The sequence below is a fragment of the Promicromonospora citrea genome, assembly GCF_013004695.1.
Classification (GTDB): domain Bacteria; phylum Actinomycetota; class Actinomycetes; order Actinomycetales; family Cellulomonadaceae; genus Promicromonospora; species Promicromonospora citrea.
On sequence record NZ_JABEMG010000089.1, the window covers coordinates 1 to 19,165 of the forward strand.

Consider the following 19,165-nt stretch of genomic DNA (forward strand, 5'->3'; position numbering starts at 1 on the left):
CGGCGCGGCCCGGCGGGTGGGTGCCTCCTCCGCGGCAGCGGCCACGCCCGACCCCGCCGCGCTCGCCCGGTGGGGCGAGGAGAGCCTCGGCCTGTGGCGGTCCGCGGTCCGGCAGGTGGCGGCGCTCGGGCCAGGGGAGACGTGCACGCTCCGGCCCGCGACGCTCGGCAAGATCGGTGCTGCGCTCGCCGACACGCCGGTGCGCGACGCCGTGCTGCTCAGCCTCGTCGCGAACACGCAGGAGGCCGCCCTGCGCACGGCGCGGCACGAGGCGGACGCCGCCACCGACGCCGCGACCGCCGACGTGATGGCGCGGATCGTGGACCCGGTGCGCGGCGTCGTCCCGGACACCGGGATCACCGGACCGGCCCGCACGGTGCTCGAGGCCGTCGCCACGCACCTGCCCCGGGCCCGTCGCGCACCGGCGTACGTGCTGCTCGCGCTGCTGGCCTGGTGGCACGGAGACGGCGGGCTGGCCGCCGAGCGGGTGAGCGACGCGCTGGGCGTGGATCCCACGCACCGGCTCGCCGGGCTGCTGCGCAGTGCCATCGCAGGGGGCGTCCCGCCGGGCTGGGTGCGGCGCGAACGTGACCTGCGGTGCGATCCGGGGCGGCCGGTGGGGTAGCGTCGGTGGAATGACGATCGTCGTGGGCCACCTCGCCACGCCCGAGGGTCTGCAGGCCCTCCGCACCGCTGTCGCCGAGGCCGGGGAGCGCGGGCTCCCGCTGGTGGTCGTCACCAGCGGGAAGCTCCCGCTCGAGGAGTGCAGGCCCGAGGTCGAGGAGCTGGTCGCCACGCTGGCCGCGGACGTCGACGTGCGGGTCGAGGAGGGCACGGGCGACCTCGCGGAGGACCTCATCCGTGCCGCGACGAGCACGGGCGCCGGCCTGATCGTGATCGGGCTGCGCCGGCGCAGCCCCGTCGGGAAGCTGATCCTCGGCGCGGGCGCGCAGCGCATCCTCGTCGAGGCGCCGTGCCCGGTGCTGGCGGTCAAGGTCAGCGGCTGACGCCGTCGCGGTCGGCCGGCTGGTCGGAGGGCTGGTCTCGCGTCCGGGCGGTCGATCTCGCTCGGGTGATCTCGCGTGTCCGGGAATGGTCCGGGGCTCTGGTTCGTTGACTCATGGCACCCGAAAACAGGCACGCAGAAGTCAAGACACCGCCAGGGGAGTGTCCGGTCGACGTGACTTCGGACCAAGTTTGCGACGAACGCCGCGTTCGTCGCGGCTGAGACGGATGCCGCCGGTACAATATATACGTTCGCCGACGGAACCAGAAGGTCCAGTGAAGGCCACGTCGGCCGTACACCGCCCCCTCGAATGCCGAAAGGTCGGTTTGTGGCGCCCTCTCCGCTGAAAGCCCCCCAGGACATCACGTCCGCCCCTGCACGCGACAACCTGCCCCGTGAGTTCGAGCATCCTGCGCTGCAGGAGCTGCTCGCTCGCGGCACCGCCGAGGGCTCGGTCGATGCCGAGAACTTCCGGCGCGCCTGCGAGACCGCGCAGGTGGGTGACGCCAAGCGGCTCAAGGCGGTGCTGCGGGCGCTGGCCAACGCGGGCGTGCAGGTCGGTCTGCCGTCCATGACGAAGGTGGCGGCCGCCGCATCGACCCGCTCGACCGCCGTCGCCGCGAAGGCCCCTGCCGACGGCGAGGCCGAGGCGAAGCCCAAGCGCACCCGTTCCGCGTCCGCGAAGCCTGCGGCCGCGAAGACGACGACCGCCAAGAAGTCGACGGCCGCCAAGAAGACCTCTGCTCGCTCGACCGCGAAGGTCGAGGAGCCGGGGGACATCGACGAGATCGAGGAGGTGGACGACATCGACCTGAGCGAGGTCGACGCCCTCGACGAGGAGACGACGAGCACGCGGCGCAAGCCGGCCGCCAAGGGGGCCGGCAAGAAGGCCGCCGCCCGCGGCAAGTCGAAGTACGACAACATCGAGCCCGACGGCGTCGCCGTCGAGGACCCGGAGGACGAGGTCGAGGTGGAGGCCGAGGCCGGCCCCGAGACCCCGACGCGCACCGGCCGCGGCCGCGCCGGCAGGACCACGAAGGAGGGCGACGAGAACTCCGGCTTCGTCGTCTCCGACACGGACGACGACGACCAGCCCGCGCAGCAGGTCGTGACGGCGGGCGCCACCGCCGACCCGGTCAAGGACTACCTGAAGCAGATCGGCAAGGTCGCGCTGCTGAACGCCGAGCAGGAGGTCGAGCTCGCCAAGCGCATCGAGGCCGGCCTGTTCGCGGAGGAGCGGCTCGCGACGACCGAGTTCGACCGCAACGACAAGGACCAGCGGCGCCTCGAGCGCGACCTCAAGTGGATCGCGCACGACGGCAAGCGAGCCAAGAACCACCTGCTGGAGGCCAACCTCCGCCTCGTGGTCTCGCTCGCCAAGCGCTACACCGGCCGCGGCATGCTGTTCCTGGACCTGATCCAGGAGGGCAACCTCGGTCTGATCCGCGCGGTCGAGAAGTTCGACTACACCAAGGGCTACAAGTTCTCGACGTACGCCACCTGGTGGATCCGGCAGGCGATCACGCGCGCCATGGCCGACCAGGCCCGCACCATCCGCATCCCGGTGCACATGGTCGAGGTCATCAACAAGCTGGCCCGCGTCCAGCGCCAGATGCTTCAGGACCTGGGCCGCGAGCCCACGCCGGAGGAGCTGGCCAAGGAGCTGGACATGACCCCCGAGAAGGTGGTCGAGGTCCAGAAGTACGGTCGCGAGCCCATCTCGCTGAGCACCCCGCTCGGCGAGGACGGCGACAGCGAGTTCGGTGACCTCATCGAGGACTCCGAGGCGGTCGTGCCCGCGGACGCGGTGTCCTTCACGCTCCTGCAGGAGCAGCTCCACCAGGTGCTCGACACCCTCTCGGAGCGCGAGGCCGGTGTGGTCTCCATGCGGTTCGGCCTGCAGGACGGCCAGCCCAAGACGCTCGACGAGATCGGCAAGGTCTATGGCGTGACGCGTGAGCGCATCCGCCAGATCGAGTCCAAGACGATGTCGAAGCTGCGCCACCCGTCGCGCTCCCAGGTGCTGCGCGACTACCTCGACTGACGGCTACCTCGGCCGACGCACGGACGACGCCGGGCGCGGACCCCACACGGGGCCGCGCCCGGCGTCGTTCTGTCGCGACGGGCGCCTTGCGCCGCTTGCCGGTATTGCAATGCGTGAAATAGGGGTCTAGGCAGACACTTCACCCGCGATTACGGTGTCTCCTGGCAACGATGCTCGTGCCCGGTTCCAGTGCTCGGTCCCAGTGCTCGGTCCAGTGTCGGACCAGGAAGGTGACGCCGATGTCGCTCCGCAGGCCGTACCGCAGACGCTCCCACGTACCTCCCGCGGCGGCGGTGCCGCCCACCGCACCACCCACCGCACCACCCACCGCACCACCGTTCACCGGACGGCCGGGCCGCGTCGTGCGACGACGCGCCGGCGCCGCGCTCCTCGCCCTGGCGACGGGCGCGGTGCTCGCCGTCGTGCCGGGAACGGCCGCACCGGCCGCGCCGTCGGCACCCGACGCGGGTCAGGCCACCTGGCCGGTCACGGACGCGCACCTGCCGACGCCTTGGACCCAGGACGTGACGCCCGACAACGCGCTGCCGGAGTACCCGCGGCCGCAGCTCGTGCGGGACCGGTGGGAGAACCTGAACGGCCTGTGGGAGTTCGCGGGCGCGCAGGAGGGCGAGGAGCCGCCGTTCGGCGAGACCCTCGCCGAGGAGATCCTCGTGCCGTACCCGACCGAGTCGGAGCTGTCCGGCATCGATCGGCACGAGGACCACATGTGGTACCGCCGCACCGTCGAGGTGCCGGCGTCGTGGCGCACGGCCGGTCAGCGCGTGATCCTCAACTTCGGCGCCGTCGACCACACCGCCACCGTGTGGGTGAACGGCCAGGAGGTGGCGCACCACGAGGGCGGGTACGGGCGCTTCTCCGCCGACGTCACCGACGCGCTGACGGCGTCGGGCCCCCAGGAGGTGCTGGTCGGCGTCACCGACCGCACCGACGCCACGTGGCAGCCCGTCGGCAAGCAGCGCAACGTGCCCGACCGCGGCATCTTCTACGAGGGTGCCTCCGGCATCTGGCAGACGGTCTGGATGGAGCCGGTCGCCGCGGCGCACGCCGTCCGGCTCGACATGACGCCCGACGTCGACACGAGCACGCTCGCGCTCACCGTCGAGGGCAGTCCCGCGGCGGCCGGCGGGCGGGTCGACGTCGTCGTCCGCGCGGGCGGCGTCGCCTCGGAGGAGGGCGCGAGCGCGGCAGGCAGGGGCGCGGGCAAGGGCCGGGTCGTCGCGCGGTCCGTCGGCGCGGTCGGCGACGAGGTCGCCGTCCGCGTGCCCGGTGCGCACCTGTGGACGCCGGACGACCCGTACCTCTACGACCTGCAGGTGCGCGTGCGGGACGCTCGCGGGCGCGTGGTCGACACCGTCAGCTCGTACTTCGGCATGCGCGAGATCGGCATCGCGAAGGGTGAGGACGGCCGCAACCACATCACCCTCAACGGAGAGATCCTCTTCCTGCTGTCCACGCTGGACCAGGGCTACTGGCCGGACGGCATCTACACCGCGCCGACGGACGAGGCGCTCGCGTTCGACCTCGAGCAGCACAAGGTGCTCGGCTTCAACACCGTGCGCAAGCACATCAAGGTGGAGCCGGACCGCTGGTTCTACCACGCCGACCGGCTCGGCCTGCTGGTGTGGCAGGACATGCCGTCGATGAAGCCGGGCCGCCCGCCCGTCGAGGCGCAGGAGCGCTTCGAGCGCGAGCTGCACGAGATGGTCGACCAGCACTCGAGCTGGACGTCGGTGATCGGCTGGGTCCCGTTCAACGAGGGCTGGGGCGAGTGGTCGCAGGAGGCGACCGGCCGGATCGCGCGCGAGGTCAAGGAGCAGGACCCGTCGCGGCTCGTCGACGCGCACTCAGGCGTGAACTGCTGCGACTCGCTCGGCGACAGCGGGGAGGGCGACGTGCTCGACTGGCACGCGTACGTCGGCCCGGGGCAGCCCGTCCCTGACGCCACGCGCGCCTCGATGGACGGCGAGCACGGCGGGTTCGGCCTCGAGGTCGAGGACCACATGTGGTTCGAGGACGGCCACGCGTACGAGATGACGCCCGACGTCGCGACCCTGACCCGCCGCTACGTGGAGAACCAGGAGGACGTGCTGACGGCCGCGCTGCAGTGCGGCATCAGCGGGTCGGTCTACACGCAGATCACCGACGTGGAGCACGAGGTCAACGGGTTCTTCACCTACGACAGGCAGGTGGAGAAGATGGACTTCGGGCAGGTGCGCGAGGTCAACGAGTCGATCATCGCGGGCGCGGACGGCAGCGGGGGAGAGCCGCCCGTCGTCGACCCCGGCACGCCCGGCCTGTCCGGGGTGCACGCGTGGGGCTTCGACGAGGGCAGCGGCGCCGTGGCGGGCGACGGCGTGGGCGACGCCGACGCCACCCTGACCGGCACCACCTGGACCGACGGCGTGACCGGCGGCGCGGTGTCGTTCGACGGCGCGGGCGAGGCGGACACCGGCCGGACCCTCGTGCGGACGGACGGTTCGTACAGCGTCTCCGCGTGGGCGCGGCTCGACGAGGCAGGCAGCGGCTTCCAGACCGTGGTCAGCCAGGACACGGGCAGCAACAGCGCGTTCTTCCTGCAGTACTCCGGGCAGGACGAGCGCTGGGCGATGAGCTTCGTCGGCACGCGCGCGCTGTCGCCCGAGAAGCCGGAGCCGGGGCGCTGGTACCACCTCACGGGCGTGCGTGACGCCGCGGCGGGCACGCTGACGCTCTACGTGGACGGCACACGGGTGGCCACGCAGGACGTCTGCACCGCGCCGGCCACCGAGGGTCCGCTGGTCGTCGGCCGCGCGCAGTACGGCGGGGCCGAGGTCGACCACCTGCGCGGCGACGTGGACGACGTGCGGGTGTTCGACCGCGCGCTGTCGGACGAGGAGGTCGCCGAGCTCGCGGGGTCCTGACCAGGACGCGCGGACGGCGGTGGGTCACCCGGGTGGGTGACCCACCGCCGTCGCGGTGTGTCGAGGTCTGTGTGTGTCCGGCTGGTCGGTCGGCGAGGCCTCAGGCCTGGCCGTGCTCCGCGTGGAGCTTGTCGGTCTCGTCCTGGACATGGGTGGCGACGTCCGCGTAGGCGGACGCGTGTGCGCGGGCGTGGTGGCCGCAGAAGAGCAGCTCGCCCACGGGCAGAACGACGCGCACGTAAGCCTGCGCGCCGCAGCGGTCACAGCGGTCGAGGGCGGTGAGCGGTTCGGTCGTCATGGTCGTCACATCTCCATCCAACCATTCGCTCGTACGGTTCATGCCGACTCCGGCGGCCGGTTCGCTGCGAGCATAGCGGCGTGACTCACACTCGTGGTGCCATCCGCCCCCAATTGCGCTGAAAGGGTAATTTCCGTCACGGGTGAAATCGGGGCGGGCCGGGGTGCTGTGCGCCGTCGCGGAGCGCCTGACACGGGTTGTCGGTGACCTCGTCTACGCTGTCGCCGTGACCGCAACGTCCGAGTCGTACACCGCACGCCACCTGTCCGTCCTCGAGGGTCTCGAGGCGGTACGCAAGCGTCCCGGCATGTACATCGGGACCACCGACTCCCGGGGCCTGATGCACTGCCTCTGGGAGATCATCGACAACTCCGTCGACGAGGCCCTCGGCGGCCACGCGACGAAGATCGGCGTCGTGCTGCACGCAGACTCGTCGGTGACGGTGTCGGACGACGGCCGCGGCATCCCGGTCGACATCGAGCCGAAGACGGGGCTCAGCGGCGTCGAGGTGGTCTACACCAAGCTGCACGCGGGCGGGAAGTTCGGGGGCGGCTCCTACCAGGCCTCGGGTGGCCTGCACGGCGTGGGCGCGTCCGTCGTGAACGCGCTGTCCGCGCGCCTCGACGTCGAGGTCGACCGCGGCGGCAAGACGTACCGGATGACGTTCCACCGCGGCGAGCCCGGCGTGTACGACGACCCGGCGTCCGGGCCCGACCCGGACGCGCCGTTCCAGCCGTTCGTCGAGCGCTCGGAGCTGGCGGTCGTCGGCAAGGCGCCGCGGGGGAGGACGGCCACGCGGGTGCGCTACTGGGCGGACCGGCAGATCTTCCCCAAGTCCGCGGTGTTCAGCTACGACGAGCTGGTCACGCGCGTGCGGCAGACGACGTTCCTCGTGCCGGGCCTGGAGATCACGGTCCGCGACGAGCGCGGCCTGCCGGGCACGCCCGGCGAGGCCGGCCCGCACGAGGAGGTCTTCCGGCACGACGGCGGCGCGGCGGACTTCGTCGAGTTCCTCGCGCCCGACACCCCCGTCACGGCCACCTGGGTGCTGCAGGGGTCGGGAAGCTTCACCGAGACCGTGCCGGTGCTGGACGAGCGCGGCCACATGACGCCGCGCGAGGTGCAGCGCGACTGCGAGGTCGACATCGCGTTGCGCTGGGGCACGGGCTACGACACCGAGGTGCGGTCGTTCGTCAACATCATCTCGACGCCCAAGGGCGGCACCCACCTGACGGGCTTCGAGCAGGGCCTGCTCAAGGTCGTCCGCAAGAACGTCGAGGCCAACGCCCGCAAGCTCAAGGTCTCCACCAAGGACGGCGCGGAGCGCATCGAGAAGGACGACGTGCTCGCCGGCCTCACCGCCGTGGTGACCGTCCGTCTCGCCGAGCCGCAGTTCGAGGGGCAGACCAAGGAGGTGCTGGGCACCGGGCCGGTGCGCCAGATCGTCTCCCGGGTCGTCGAGAAGGAGATCCAGGCGCGGCTGACCTCCACCAAGCGCGACGACAAGACGCAGGCCTCGCTGCTGCTCGACAAGATCGTCGCCGAGATGCGGGCGCGCATCACCGCGCGCAAGCAGAAGGAGATCTCGCGCCGCAAGAACGCGCTCGAGACCTCGTCGCTGCCCGCCAAGCTCGCCGACTGCCGGTCGAACGACGTGGACCGCTCCGAGCTCTTCATCGTCGAGGGCGACAGCGCGCTGGGCACCGCGAAGCTCGCGCGTTCCAGCGACTTCCAGGCCCTGCTGCCCATCCGCGGCAAGATCCTCAACGTCCAGAAGGCGTCGATCAGCGACATGCTGCGCAACGCCGAGTGCGCCGCGATCATCCAGGTGCTCGGCGCGGGCTCCGGCCGGTCCTTCGACCTCGAGGCCGCGCGCTACGGCAAGATCATCATGATGACCGACGCCGACGTGGACGGCGCCCACATCCGCACGCTGCTGCTGACGCTCTTCTACCGGTACATGCGGCCGATGGTCGAGGCGGGGCGCGTGTTCGCCGCCGTGCCGCCGCTGCACCGCATCGAGGTGATCGGTTCGGGCCGGCGCAAGAACGAGTACATCTACACGTACTCCGAGGCCGAGCTCGGTGCGACGCTCAAGAAGCTCGACAAGGCCGGCCGGCGCTACAAGCCGGACATCCAGCGCTACAAGGGCCTGGGCGAGATGGACGCCGACCAGCTCGCGGAGACGACGATGGACCCGCGCCACCGCACCCTGCGCCGCGTGACCGCCGAGCACGCCGAGGCGGCGGAGCGGGCGTTCGAGCTGCTCATGGGCACCGACGTGGCGCCCCGCAAGGAGTTCCTCATCCAGGGCGCCGCCGAGCTGGACCGCTCGCGGATCGACGTCTGACCCGAGGAGTGGGACGGCGGCGCCGGGCCGCGGCCGCCGACCTAGACTCGCGGGCGTGAACACCACTACCTTCCGCCCGCCCCGGCTCGCCCGCGCGGCCGCCGTCGTGCTGCTCGGCGCGGGCCTCCTCGCCGGGTGCGGGGACGGGCGCGAGCCGGAGCGCGCCTCGACCGCACCGCCGGTGATGAGCGAGCGCTCGGCGGCGCCGTCCGGCACGCCGTCGGCTCCGGCGTCGGACGGCGAGCGCAAGCGGGGCGCCGAGACGTTCAGCTACCCCGGTCGCACCGGCTCCACCGCGCTGGAGCTGCTGCTCGAGGAGGACCCGACCGCCGAGCTGACGGGCGAGGGGGAGAACGCGTTCGTCACCTCGATCAACGGACGCACCGCCGACGACGCGGAGAACGAGTTCTGGTCGCTGTCGGTCGACGGCGTGCCCGCGCAGGTCGGTGCCGGGATGCTCGACACCGAGGACGGTCAGGAGATCACGTGGACGATCGAGACGTACTGAGCCGGGACGCGCCGAGCCGCGACCTGACGGTCGGCGAGCTGGCGCGGCGCTGGTGGCGCCCCGCCGTCGTGCTGCTCGTGCTGGCGGCTGCCGTGGCGTGGCGCCTCGTCGCGCCGGACCTCGGTGCACCGCCGAACCTGGAGCTCGCCACCGCGGCGACCTTCCTCGGCGTGCTCCTGCTGCGCAACCGGTGGGCGGCGGTCGTGCCGTTCGCGGTCGTGGCCGTGAGCGACGCCGTGCTCGGCAACACCCAGATCCTGTGGTTCACGTGGTCGGCGTGGGCGGTGGTCGGCGTCGGCGCGATCCTCGCCCGACGGCTGCGCGGGCCCGCCCGGTACGCCGCGGCGCTGGGCGTGGGCGTCGGCGGGTCGCTGTGGTTCTTCGCGTGGACCAACTTCGGCGTCTGGCTGATGGACGGGCTGTACCCGCAGACGCTCGACGGGCTGCTCGCGAGCTACGTCGCCGGCCTGCCGTTCCTGCGCACCATGCTGCTCGGCAACCTGGTCCTGGTGCCGCTCGCCGCGGCGGTCGCGACCCTCGTGGAACGTACGGAGCGCACGGCCCTCCCCCTCCCCACCCCCCGCCGAGGTAGTCACGTGGCGAGGTAGTCACGTGGCGAAGTAGTCACCGGCGGCCAGCCTGACTACCTCGCCAAGTGACTACCTCGCCACGTGACTACCTCGGCGTGCGGTGGTGGGGGCGGCGCTATTGCGGTTAAAGTCAGTAGCGGCCCGCTCGCGGGCCCGGGGCACGACGACGTGCGCCCGAGGACCTCGACGAGGAGATCCGATGCTGCCTGCCTCCACCTCGCCCGCCCGTCCCCGATCGTCCAGAGGCCGTGTGCGTCGGGCCGTCGCCGTCGCCGGACTGACGGCGCTGGCCCTGCCCGCCCTGGCCGCGGCCCCGGGGTCCGCCGCTCCCGTGACCACCGCGTCGCCACCGCCCGTGACCACGGGGGACGCCGGTACCGATGCCGGCCGGGTGCCGGTGGACGACCCGGCGCCCGACCTCTTCGAACCGGCCCCGTCGCTCGGCGGCCCCGGGCTCCCCCTTGTGCCCGACCAGGGCGTCGCCCTCGACGACTTCTACACGCCGCCGGCCCCGCTGCCCGACGGCGCGGACGGTGAGGTGATCCGCTGGCGCGAGGAGCCGCGGCAGCTCAGCGCGCGCAACTACCTGCTGATGTACCACTCGACCAACGCCACGGGGCAGGACGTCGCGGTGACCGGTCGCGTCCTCGTACCGACGGTGCGATGGCGCGGGGAGGGGCCGCGGCCGATCGTGTCGGTCGCGAGCGGGACGCGCGGCGTCGGGGACACGTGCGCGCCGTCGCGCTGGCTCGACTACGAGCGGCCGCTCATCGAGCCGATGCTGCTCAGGGGCTGGGCCGTCGTGGTCACCGACTACGAGGGGCTCGGCACGCCGGGGATGCACACGTACGTCGTCGGGCAGTCGGAGGGGCGGGCCGTGATCGACATGGTGCGCGCCGCGACCACCCTGCCCGCCACGGGGCTGGCGGCCGGCGGCAAGGTCGCCTTCTCCGGCTACTCGCAGGGCGGCGGCGGCGCGATGTGGGCGGGCGAGCTGCAGCCCACGTACGCGCCGGAGCTCGACCTGGTGGGTGTCGCGGCGGGCGGTGTGCCCGCCGACCTCACCGAGGTGGCCGAGGGGCTCGACGGCCAGGTCGGCTTCGGGTTCCTGCTGCTGGCCGCCTACGGGCTGGACGCGGCCTACCCGGAGCTCGACCTGGAGTCGTACCTCAACGAGCGCGGGCGCCGCACGTACGAGAAGGAGCAGGACGCGTGCGTGGACGCGACGCTCGGGCACGCGTTCCAGAACATCGGCATGTTCACCACGACGGACCCGCTCCAGGACCCGGCGTGGCAGGCACGCCTGGCCGAGAACAGGCTCGGGGCCAACCCGCCCGACGTGCCGATCCGGCTGTTCCACGGCCTGCTCGACGAGATCGTCGCGCCCGGTCAGGCCCGCGCCCTGCGCGACGAGTACTGCGCGGCCGGTGCCGAGGTGCAGTGGGAGTGGCACCTCGGGGAGCACGTCTCGACCATGGTCACCGGCGCGCCCGGCGTGATCGCGTTCCTCGACCAGCGGTTCCGGGACCGGCCGTTCCGGGTGCACTGCTGAGTGGTCGGCGCGGCGGTCGCGGGAGACGGCGGGCACGTGCCACGGTAGGGACGTGCCCGCCGAGCCGACCGACCTCGACGACGCCGTCGACGCCCTGTACGCGGGGCCGCTCGACGAGTTCGTCGCGGCCCGGGACGCCGCCGCCCGGCAGGCCGCGGGCGACGGTGACCGGCTCGGCGCCCGGCGGATCAAGCGGCTGCCGAAGCCGACGGTCGCGGCGTGGGTCGTCAACCAGGTGGTGCGCGACCGGCCCGACGAGATCGCCGTGCTGACCGACCTCGGCGACGAGCTGCGCGCGGCGACGGCGGAGCGCGACCGTGCCAGGATCCGCGCGCTCGACCACCTGCGCCGCGAGCGCGTCGAGGGGCTGGTGCGGTCGGTGCGCGACGCGGGCGAGGTCGGCGGGCGTGCCGTGTCCCAGGCCGTGCTCGACCGCCTCGCCGAGACCCTCACCGCCGCCGTCATGGACGCCGACGCGGGCACCGCGGTCCGGGCCGGGAGGCTCACGCGGGCGCTGCAGCACGTCGGGTTCGGCATCGTGGACGAGCAGGGCGAGGAGGCCGACCTCGTCGTGCTGCACCCGGGGCAGGACGACGCGGGCGGCGACGGTGCCGACGAGACCGACGCCGACGCCGGCTCCGGCTCCGCGGCGGACGCCGACACCGACGCCGAGGACACCGACGCCGAGAACACCGACGCCGAGAACACCGACGCCGAGGACGCCGACCTCGAGGCCGCCGAGCGCGAGGTCGAGGAGAGCACTGCCCGCCTGGACCGCGTCGAGGAGCGCCGCGACGAGGTCCGGGAGCGCAAGGCCGCGGCCGACGAGGCTGCCCGGGACGCGCAGGCCGAGGTCGACCGGCTCGAGGAGGAGATCGAGCGCCTGACCGCGGAGCGGGACGCCGCGGCCCGCGCCGTCGAGGAGGCCCGCGCGGCCGTCGACGAGGTGGCTGAGGAGCTGTCCGCCGTCGACGACGAGCTCGACGCCGCCGAGGAGCAGGCCGCGGCGGCCGGCACCGCGTCGTCGCCCGGCGTTGGCCCGGCGTTCATCCCGGTGCAGCAGGGTGCGGTGCGTGCGATACCGTCCCCGGCCCCCGGCCGCCCCCGTCACCGCCCGGCGTCACCGAGGAGCGGCCCGCGCGGCGTCCGCGCTCGCGGTGGCCGCCGCGCTCCTGGCCGCCCTCGCGCCGTCCGCCGCCGCGCACGGCTTCACCTCCACCGTCTACGCGGACGCGACGACGCCCGAGCCGGGTGTCGTCCGCACCGAGCTCGGTCTCGAGTACGACCTCCTCGTCGTCTCCGCCGCCGAGCACCAGGAGGACCCCGCCCTCTTCGAGGAGGGGATGGCCGTCTGGGAGACGAGCGAGGAGCCCACGGAGCTGGCGGAGCCTCTGGCGGACCACGTCGCGAGCGTGCTCGGCTACGTCACCGAGCGGTTCACCGTGTCCGCCGACGGCGTCCCCTGCACCCCGGAGCAGGCCGGCCCGGTGCGGGTGACCGAGCGCGAGGGCGTGCCGTACGCCGTCCTGGTGCTGGACCACACGTGCCCGCCCGCCGAGGGCGGGTCCTCCGAGGGCAGGTCCTCCGACGGCACCGCGTCCGTCGACCACGAGGTCCGCAGCACCCTGTTCGCCGACGACGAGGGCTACGTCACCGGCACGACGACGATCCTCGACTACGACCTGGCCGGCGTCCGCGGCAGCGCGGCGCTCACGCAGCACACGCCCGCGTTCTCGACCGTCGAGCACTGGTACGAGCGGATGGCGCACTTCTTCGTGCTCGGCGCCGAGCACCTGCTCCTGGGGCCCGACCACCTGCTGTTCCTCGTCGCGCTGATCGTCGGCTCGCGCCGGCTGCGGGACGTGGTGCTCGCCGCGACGTCGTTCACGCTCGCGCACTCGGTGACGTTCCTGCTGGCGGCGCTCGGGGTGGTCAGTGCGCCCGCGTCCGTCGTCGAACCGGTCATCGCGCTCTCGATCGCGGTCGTGGCGCTGGGGCACGTGTGGTCGGCGCGGCGTGGGCCGGCGCTCGGGGCGGGGACGGCCGACGCCGGGCGCCGCCTCCCGGACCGCGGGCAGTGGCTGCGCCTCGCGGTGGTGTTCGGCTTCGGCCTGGTGCACGGGCTCGGGTTCGCGGGCGCGCTGGGGATCGACGAGCCGTTCTCGTGGACGCTCCTGTGGTCCCTGCTCGTGTTCAACGTGGGCATCGAGGTGGTGCAGCTCGGCATCATCGCCGTCGTCTTCCCCCTCCTGCTCCTGCTGCGCCGCCGGGCGCCGCGGACGGCGTCGTGGACCGGCCTCGGTGTCGCGGCGGGGGTCGCGGTGACCGGCCTGGTGTGGTTCGCGCAGCGCCTGCTCGGCCTCGGCTGACGCGTCGTCCCGCCACAATCACCCGCCCGCCGACCAGGTGTTCATCTGCCGCTCATCGCGGCGTCGCGCGCGGTTCGTATCGCGGGGCAACTGTCTGGCGTGGCGCCGCTCGGCGCCCCGTACCTGGAGGATTCATGCACGCGAATGCTCATCCGCCTGCTCGCCGCACGGCGCGCGGCTGGGTGCGTCCGGCCGCCGCAGGGCTCGGGCTCGTCGCCCTGGCCGCGAGCGGTCTGACGTACGCCGCGACGTCGGCCGGCGCGGCGGACCTGCCCGAGAGCTACCTCGGCAGCGCGACCGCCTGGTCGTACTCGGACGACAACACCGACCCGGCCGCCGGCGACGCCGACCGCCTCACCTGGACCCACGCCGCCTTCGACGACACGGCCTGGGAGCGTGGCACCGGACCGTTCGGCGCCAAGAACGGGTCGCCGACGCCCGACCTCGGCTCCGGCTTCCCCGTCACCACGGTGCTCGACCACTACATCGACCCGGCGGCCGACCCGCGGGTCGCCGTCCCCACCTACCACCTGCGCACCACGTTCGACGTGACCGCGGACCAGCTCGAGGCGATCGCGTCCCTGCGGGGCGAGGTCGTGTTCGACGACGCGGTGCAGATCTTCGTCAACGGCACCCAGGTCGCGGGCTTCGCCGACGAGCGGGTCGAGGCGGTGCCGGACGACCGCAAGAACCTGACCTACGCGGGCACCGCGGCGGGCGACCCCGTCGAGCGGCAGTTCAGCGTGCCGGCCGACGTGCTGCAGGCCGGGGTGAACACGCTCGCCGTCGGCCTGTACAACGACCGGCCGGCCAGCTCCGACGTCTACCTCGACGTGCGGTCGCTCGTCCCGGTCGAGCAGGACGAGCCGGAGCCCACGACGACGGTCACCGACCTGGTGCTCGGCGTCGGCGCGACGGAGGCCGACCGCAACCTCGCCTGGTACACCGACACCGACACCGAGCAGGTCGCCCAGATCGCCCCGGCGGGTGAGGTCACCGGCGGCGAGTTCCCCGCGGACGCGGTGAGCGTGCCGGCGACCGGCGGGCCGTCGTCGAGCGGTGAGTTCTACCGGCACGCGACGTTCACCGGTCTCGAGGAGAACACGGCCTACTCGTACCGGGTCGGCCGCGAGGGCGCGTGGTCGGCGGTGCACACCTTCCGGACCCGCTCCTTCGGCGGCGCGTTCGACTTCCTGTTCTTCGGTGACCCGCAGCTCGGCTCGTCCGGCAACGTGCCGCGCGACACCGCGGGCTGGGTCGACACGCTCGACGTGGCCACGGCCGCGTACCCGCGTGCCGAGATGCTCTTCTCGGCGGGCGACCAGGTCGAGTCGGCGAGCAGCGAGGCGCAGTACGAGGCGTTCCTGTCGACGGACCACCTGCGGGAGATCCCGTTCGTGGCCACCAACGGCAACCACGACGTGGGCAACAAGGCGTACCGCCAGCACTTCAACACGCCCCACCTCGACGAGACGGCGGGCCCGGGCTCCGGCACCAGCTCGGGTGGCGACTACTGGTTCGTCTACAAGGACGTGCTCTTCCTCAACCTCAACTCCAACAGCCGGGACTACGCCTCGCACGAGCGGTTCGTGCGCGACGTGATCGCCGAGCACGGCGACGAGGCCCGGTGGAAGGTCGTCGCGTTCCACCACTCGATCTACTCGGTGGGCCCGCACGCCACCGACGGCGACGTCGTCGACCGCCGCGGCACCTGGCCCACGCTCTTCTCCGAGACGGGCGTCGACCTGGTGCTGCAGGGCCACGACCACAGCTACGCGCGCTCCTACCTCATCCGCAACGGCGAGAAGGCCGACCCCGCGGAGGAGGCGGGCGTCGACATCCTCACGCCCGGACCGGGTGGCGTGCTGTACGTGACGGCGAACTCCGCGTCCGGCTCGAAGTACTACTCCGCGAACGCGGCGGGCTCGTGGTGGCTGTCCGCCTTCAACCAGGAGAACGTGCGCAACTACACGGCGGTGGAGGTCACCGACGACGCGATCTCGGTGCGGACGGTCCGCTCCGAGGCGAAGGACGCCGACCGCCCCGTCAACTCGGTCGTCGACCAGGTGACGATCGCGAAGCCTGTCGACCCGGACGCCCAGAAGCTGCAGGTCGTGGTGCCGCAGGGCGCCCCGGGCGAGCTCGTGTGGAGCATCGACGGCGCGAACACGCTCGTCGACCTCGGCACCGCCGAGGCCGCGGGGGACCACTACGCCGCCCACGGGACGATCAACCCGATCCGGGTGACCGACACCCGCCGCGGCGCCCCGCAGTGGTCGCTCTCGGCGCGGGTCGGTGACTTCACGTCGAACGGCGGGGAGTTCTCCGGCCGGTACCTCGGCTGGTCCCCGCACCTCGTCGAGGCGGGCGGCGGCGCCGTCGCGGGCGACCGCGTGGCGTCCGGGCTCGGTGGCGACGGCGCCGGGCTGGGGGAGTCGGCGACGCTCGGCCACGCGGAGGCGGGCCACGCGACCGGCTCCGCCGTGCTGGGCGCCGACCTCGACCTGCGGATCCCGGTCGACGTCACCGACGGCACCTACCGGGCCACGCTCACGCTCACCGCGCTGAGCTGACCTGATCGCCCGGCCGGGCGGACGGCGCCCGCTTCCCCGCGGTGCCGTCCGCCCGGTTCCCCTCTCCGCCCCACCCGCGAAGCCCCACCCGCGAAGGACCTGCCATGCCCACCCCAGACCGTCCCGTCGTGCCCGCCGTCCGCCGGTGGGCCGTCCGGCTCGCCGCGACCCTCCTGCTCGCCGCGCCCGCCGCCGTGCCGCTCGCTCTGCCGTCGGGGCTGCCGCTCGCCCCGGCCCTCGTCCCGGCCGCCGCGGCCGTCGGCACGACACCCGTCGCCGGCTCCGGCGGCACGTCCGGCGACCCGTCCGACGCCGTCACCTGGGGAGTGCGCACCGCCGACAACGACCACGGGACCCAGCGCGAGAACTTCCGCTACACCCTGGACCCGGGCGCGACGCTGAAGGACGAGCTCGTGGTCACCAACCACGGTGAGAAGCCCCTGGCCCTCGACGTCTACGCGGCGGACGGGTACACGACGACCGCGGGCCGGCTCGACGCCCTGACGCGCGACACCGCGTCGTCCGCCGTCGGCACGTGGCTCGAGCCGGGTGTGGGACGCCTGCGCCTCGCGCCGGGCGAGAGCGAGACCGTGCCGTTCACAATCCGGGTGCCCGACGACGCCACGCCCGGCGACCACGCCGGCGCCGTCCTCACCTCGCGCACCGTGACCGCGCAGGACTCCGGTCTCGACTACGAGGCGCGCTCCGGCATCCGCGTGCACCTGCGGGTCGCGGGCGACCTCGCGCCGCGGCTGACCGTCACCGGCGCCCACGTCGAGTACCACCACCCGCCGAACCCCCTCGGGCTCGGCGACGCGACCGTCACCTACACGGTGCGCAACGAGGGCAACGTGCGGCTCGCTGCCCGGCAGCAGGTGAGCGTGGCCGGGCCGTTCGGCTGGCTCCGGGCCGACGGCGCCGCGGACGACGTCCCCGAGCTGCTCCCGGGCGAGTCGTGGCCCGTGTCGGTCCGGGTCGACGGCGTCGTGCCGCTCGTCCGCCTCGGCGCCGATGCCGTGCTCACGGCCGAGCTGCCCGCCGTCGACGGCGCGACGCCGGGCGTCGCGCCCGTCGAGGTGCACGCCTCCGGCTGGGCCGTGCCGTGGGCGCTGCTCGCCGCCGTCGTGGCGTCGGTGCTCGCGGTCGTCGTGCTCGTCCGGCGGCGCCGGTCCCGGGCGGAGCGGGAGGCCGTCCGGGTGCAGGCAGCCGTCGAGCGGGCGCTCGCGGAGCGGGACGCGGCGCAGGAGACCGGCCCGGAGCACGAGCACCCCGGGCACGAGTCAGCGGCCGTACCGGGGAGGGTGGCCCCGTGAGGCGACCGCTCCGCCCGGCGACGGGCTCGGCCGGGAGGCGGCTAGCGGGCACGGCGGCCGGCGCGGCCCTGGTCGTGCTCCTCGCGGCCTGTGGCTCGGTCCCTGGCGGAGCGCCGGCCGCCCCGGGTGCCGACCCGGCGTCGAGCGCCGCGCCCCTCACGCCCGCCGCCGCGCGGTTCGCCGGGTCGGCGGAGCGGCCCGCCCCCGAGGCGACGGTGCGGCCCGTACCCGGCACCTGGGCGGACGCCGGGCTGCCCGCCGGCAGCACGGTCGTGCTCGTGACGCGCGGCGATGACGCGGCGACGGCCACGCTGACCGACGCCGTCCGGCAGCACGCGGACGCGCACGGCGCGGACCTGACGGTGCTGCGGGCGCGCGACGACGACGAGGTGGAGCGTCGCATCGACGAGGCCGTCGCGTCGTCGGCGGACCTGGTCGTCGGCGCGGGCGACGGCGTGGTCGACGTGTTCTCGCTCGTGACGGCCCAGTACCTCGGGACGCAGTTCCTGGTCGTGGGCGCTCAGCTGCCGGAGCCGACGCACAACGTGACCGCCGTCGTCTGGCCGGGGGCCGAGTTCCGCGGCACGGGGCTCGGCAACGAGGCGGCCGACCCGGCGTCGGTCACGCCCGAGCGTGCGCGGGACGCCGTGGGCGCGGGTGTCGCGAGCGTGCGGCACGGGCTGACGGGGATCGTGGTCGAGCTCCCCGCACGGTGACGCGCGGGCCCGTCAGCGCGCGGCCGGAGGCCAGGGTGCCACGGCGTCCAGGGCGGGCGGCCGGTAGGCGGGCCCCTTGAGCACCTTGCCGTCGGCGCGGCGCACGACGGCGCCGTCCGCGCCGACCTTGCTCATGTTCGAGCGGTGCACCTCGACGAACACGGCGGGCAGGTCGATGCCCAGCGCGTCGGCGGCGCCGTAGGTCACGTACAGCACGTCGGCGAGCTCCTTGGCGACCGCCCGGTACGCCTCGGCCGGGTCGTCGCCCGTGCGGAGGGCCTGCGCGAGCTCGGCCAGGGCGTCGGCGGCCTCGCCCGCCTCCTCGGCCAGCAGGGCCCGGCGCAGCTCGGCCACGTCGGGCAGGCCGGGCAGGCCGGGCGTCGTCGGGCCGCCGAACGCCGTGCGGAACTCGGCGACCCGACGCATCGGTTCGTGGTCCATGGGCCCACCCTAGGGGCGGGTCCGGTCGGTCACGCCCCCGGCTGGAACGCCGCGGCCTCGAGCAGCTCGAGGTCCGGCTCGGCGCACCCGGTGAGGGTCAGCTCGTCGTTCTCGACGAACAGCGAGCGGGTCTCGCCCGGCGGGTAGACGCGCAGGCCGTCGGCGGGGGTCACGGTGCAGTCGTCGCCGTAGCTCTCGGCCTGCCCCACCCGCACGATCGCGTGCGCCGGGTCGCCCGGCGCCAGGGTCACGGGGTCGTGCGCGGCGGACCGGTCGAGCGTGGCGGCGGCACCGATCTGCGTGCCGTCGCCGTCGCCGACGAACGAGACGCCGGGCCAGCCCTGCAGCACGCAGTCGGTGTCGCCCGCGTTGGTGAGCACGATCCGCACCTCGTGGTGCCCGGCCGCGCCGCCGCCCTCGGCCGGAGCGATGCTGCCGGTCAGGTCCGGCGTGAGGCAGCGCTCCGACCCGGGCGCGGCACCGG

General features: G+C 73.9%; 16 protein-coding genes. 12 read left to right on the plus strand and 4 right to left on the minus strand.

Going from position 1 to position 19,165, the window contains the following annotated elements; all coding sequences use genetic code 11:
- The 4 genes from HLB15_RS16120 to HLB15_RS16135 all read left to right on the plus strand — a co-directional run.
- A partial coding sequence (locus tag HLB15_RS16120; RefSeq protein ID WP_171106785.1) for a DUF4192 family protein occupies positions 1–625 on the plus strand: 625 nt, incomplete at its 5' end.
- Between the two features lie 10 nt (positions 626–635).
- The gene (locus HLB15_RS16125; RefSeq protein WP_171106786.1) at positions 636–1,007 is read left to right on the plus strand and encodes a universal stress protein; all 372 of its coding nucleotides are present in this window, start codon (positions 636–638) and stop codon (positions 1,005–1,007) included.
- Positions 1,008–1,316: 309 nt separating this feature from the next.
- Positions 1,317–3,050: an RNA polymerase sigma factor gene (locus tag HLB15_RS24315; protein WP_229785650.1), complete on the plus strand. Its 1,734-nt coding sequence runs from the start codon at positions 1,317–1,319 to the stop codon at positions 3,048–3,050.
- 362 nt (positions 3,051–3,412) lie between these two features.
- Positions 3,413–5,971, plus strand: a complete 2,559-nt coding sequence (locus HLB15_RS16135) for a LamG-like jellyroll fold domain-containing protein (RefSeq protein WP_229785651.1) — start codon at positions 3,413–3,415, stop codon at positions 5,969–5,971.
- A gap of 100 nt (positions 5,972–6,071) precedes the next feature.
- On the opposite strand, the gene HLB15_RS16140 is transcribed toward HLB15_RS16135, so the two are convergent.
- Entirely contained in the window at positions 6,072–6,269 is a 198-nt protein-coding gene (locus tag HLB15_RS16140) for a DUF7455 domain-containing protein (protein WP_229785652.1), read from the minus strand.
- Between the two features lie 226 nt (positions 6,270–6,495).
- On the opposite strand from HLB15_RS16140, the gene HLB15_RS16145 reads away from it, so the two are divergent.
- From HLB15_RS16145 to HLB15_RS24875, 4 genes are all read left to right on the plus strand, one after another.
- Positions 6,496–8,619, plus strand: a complete 2,124-nt coding sequence (locus tag HLB15_RS16145) for a DNA gyrase/topoisomerase IV subunit B (protein WP_171106789.1) — start codon at positions 6,496–6,498, stop codon at positions 8,617–8,619.
- Positions 8,620–8,674: 55 nt separating this feature from the next.
- Positions 8,675–9,127, plus strand: a complete 453-nt coding sequence (locus tag HLB15_RS16150; RefSeq protein WP_171106790.1) for a DUF4430 domain-containing protein — start codon at positions 8,675–8,677, stop codon at positions 9,125–9,127.
- Positions 9,106–9,735, plus strand: coding sequence for a DUF6580 family putative transport protein (locus tag HLB15_RS16155; protein ID WP_229785653.1), 630 nt, complete (start codon positions 9,106–9,108; stop codon positions 9,733–9,735). Before HLB15_RS16150 ends, HLB15_RS16155 begins: the two co-directional genes overlap by 22 nt.
- Positions 9,736–9,967: 232 nt before the next feature.
- Positions 9,968–11,269 (plus strand): lipase family protein, encoded by a 1,302-nt coding sequence (locus tag HLB15_RS24875; RefSeq protein ID WP_171106791.1) that lies wholly within the window; start codon positions 9,968–9,970, stop codon positions 11,267–11,269.
- On the opposite strand, the gene HLB15_RS16165 is transcribed toward HLB15_RS24875, so the two are convergent.
- Positions 11,196–12,380 (minus strand): hypothetical protein, encoded by a 1,185-nt coding sequence (locus HLB15_RS16165; RefSeq protein WP_171106792.1) that lies wholly within the window; start codon positions 12,378–12,380, stop codon positions 11,196–11,198. The two genes, HLB15_RS24875 and HLB15_RS16165, sit on opposite strands and share 74 nt — an antisense overlap.
- Here HLB15_RS16165 and HLB15_RS16170 point away from each other — a divergent pair.
- The 4 genes from HLB15_RS16170 to HLB15_RS16185 all read left to right on the plus strand — a co-directional run bounded on the left by HLB15_RS16170 (position 12,343) and on the right by HLB15_RS16185 (position 18,240).
- Positions 12,343–13,638: a HupE/UreJ family protein gene (locus tag HLB15_RS16170; protein WP_229785654.1), complete on the plus strand. Its 1,296-nt coding sequence runs from the start codon at positions 12,343–12,345 to the stop codon at positions 13,636–13,638. The two genes, HLB15_RS16165 and HLB15_RS16170, sit on opposite strands and share 38 nt — an antisense overlap.
- A 134-nt stretch (positions 13,639–13,772) precedes the next feature.
- A complete protein-coding gene (locus HLB15_RS16175) occupies positions 13,773–16,211 on the plus strand; it encodes a purple acid phosphatase family protein (RefSeq protein ID WP_171106793.1) in 2,439 nt (812 codons plus the stop codon).
- 104 nt (positions 16,212–16,315) lie between these two features.
- The gene (locus HLB15_RS16180; protein ID WP_171106794.1) at positions 16,316–17,524 is read left to right on the plus strand and encodes a WxL protein peptidoglycan domain-containing protein; all 1,209 of its coding nucleotides are present in this window, start codon (positions 16,316–16,318) and stop codon (positions 17,522–17,524) included.
- Positions 17,521–18,240 carry a BMP family ABC transporter substrate-binding protein gene (locus HLB15_RS16185; RefSeq protein WP_171106795.1) on the plus strand — a complete coding sequence of 240 codons (720 nt, stop codon included), beginning with the start codon at positions 17,521–17,523 and terminating at the stop codon, positions 18,238–18,240. The genes HLB15_RS16180 and HLB15_RS16185 overlap by 4 nt, the downstream gene beginning before the upstream one ends.
- 12 nt (positions 18,241–18,252) lie before the next feature.
- On the opposite strand, the gene HLB15_RS16190 is transcribed toward HLB15_RS16185, so the two are convergent.
- Positions 18,253–18,681, minus strand: coding sequence for a pyrophosphohydrolase domain-containing protein (locus tag HLB15_RS16190; RefSeq protein ID WP_171106796.1), 429 nt, complete (start codon positions 18,679–18,681; stop codon positions 18,253–18,255).
- Between the two features lie 29 nt (positions 18,682–18,710).
- The coding region (locus tag HLB15_RS16195) for a DUF4232 domain-containing protein (protein ID WP_171106797.1) at positions 18,711–19,165 on the minus strand (455 nt) is incomplete at its 5' end.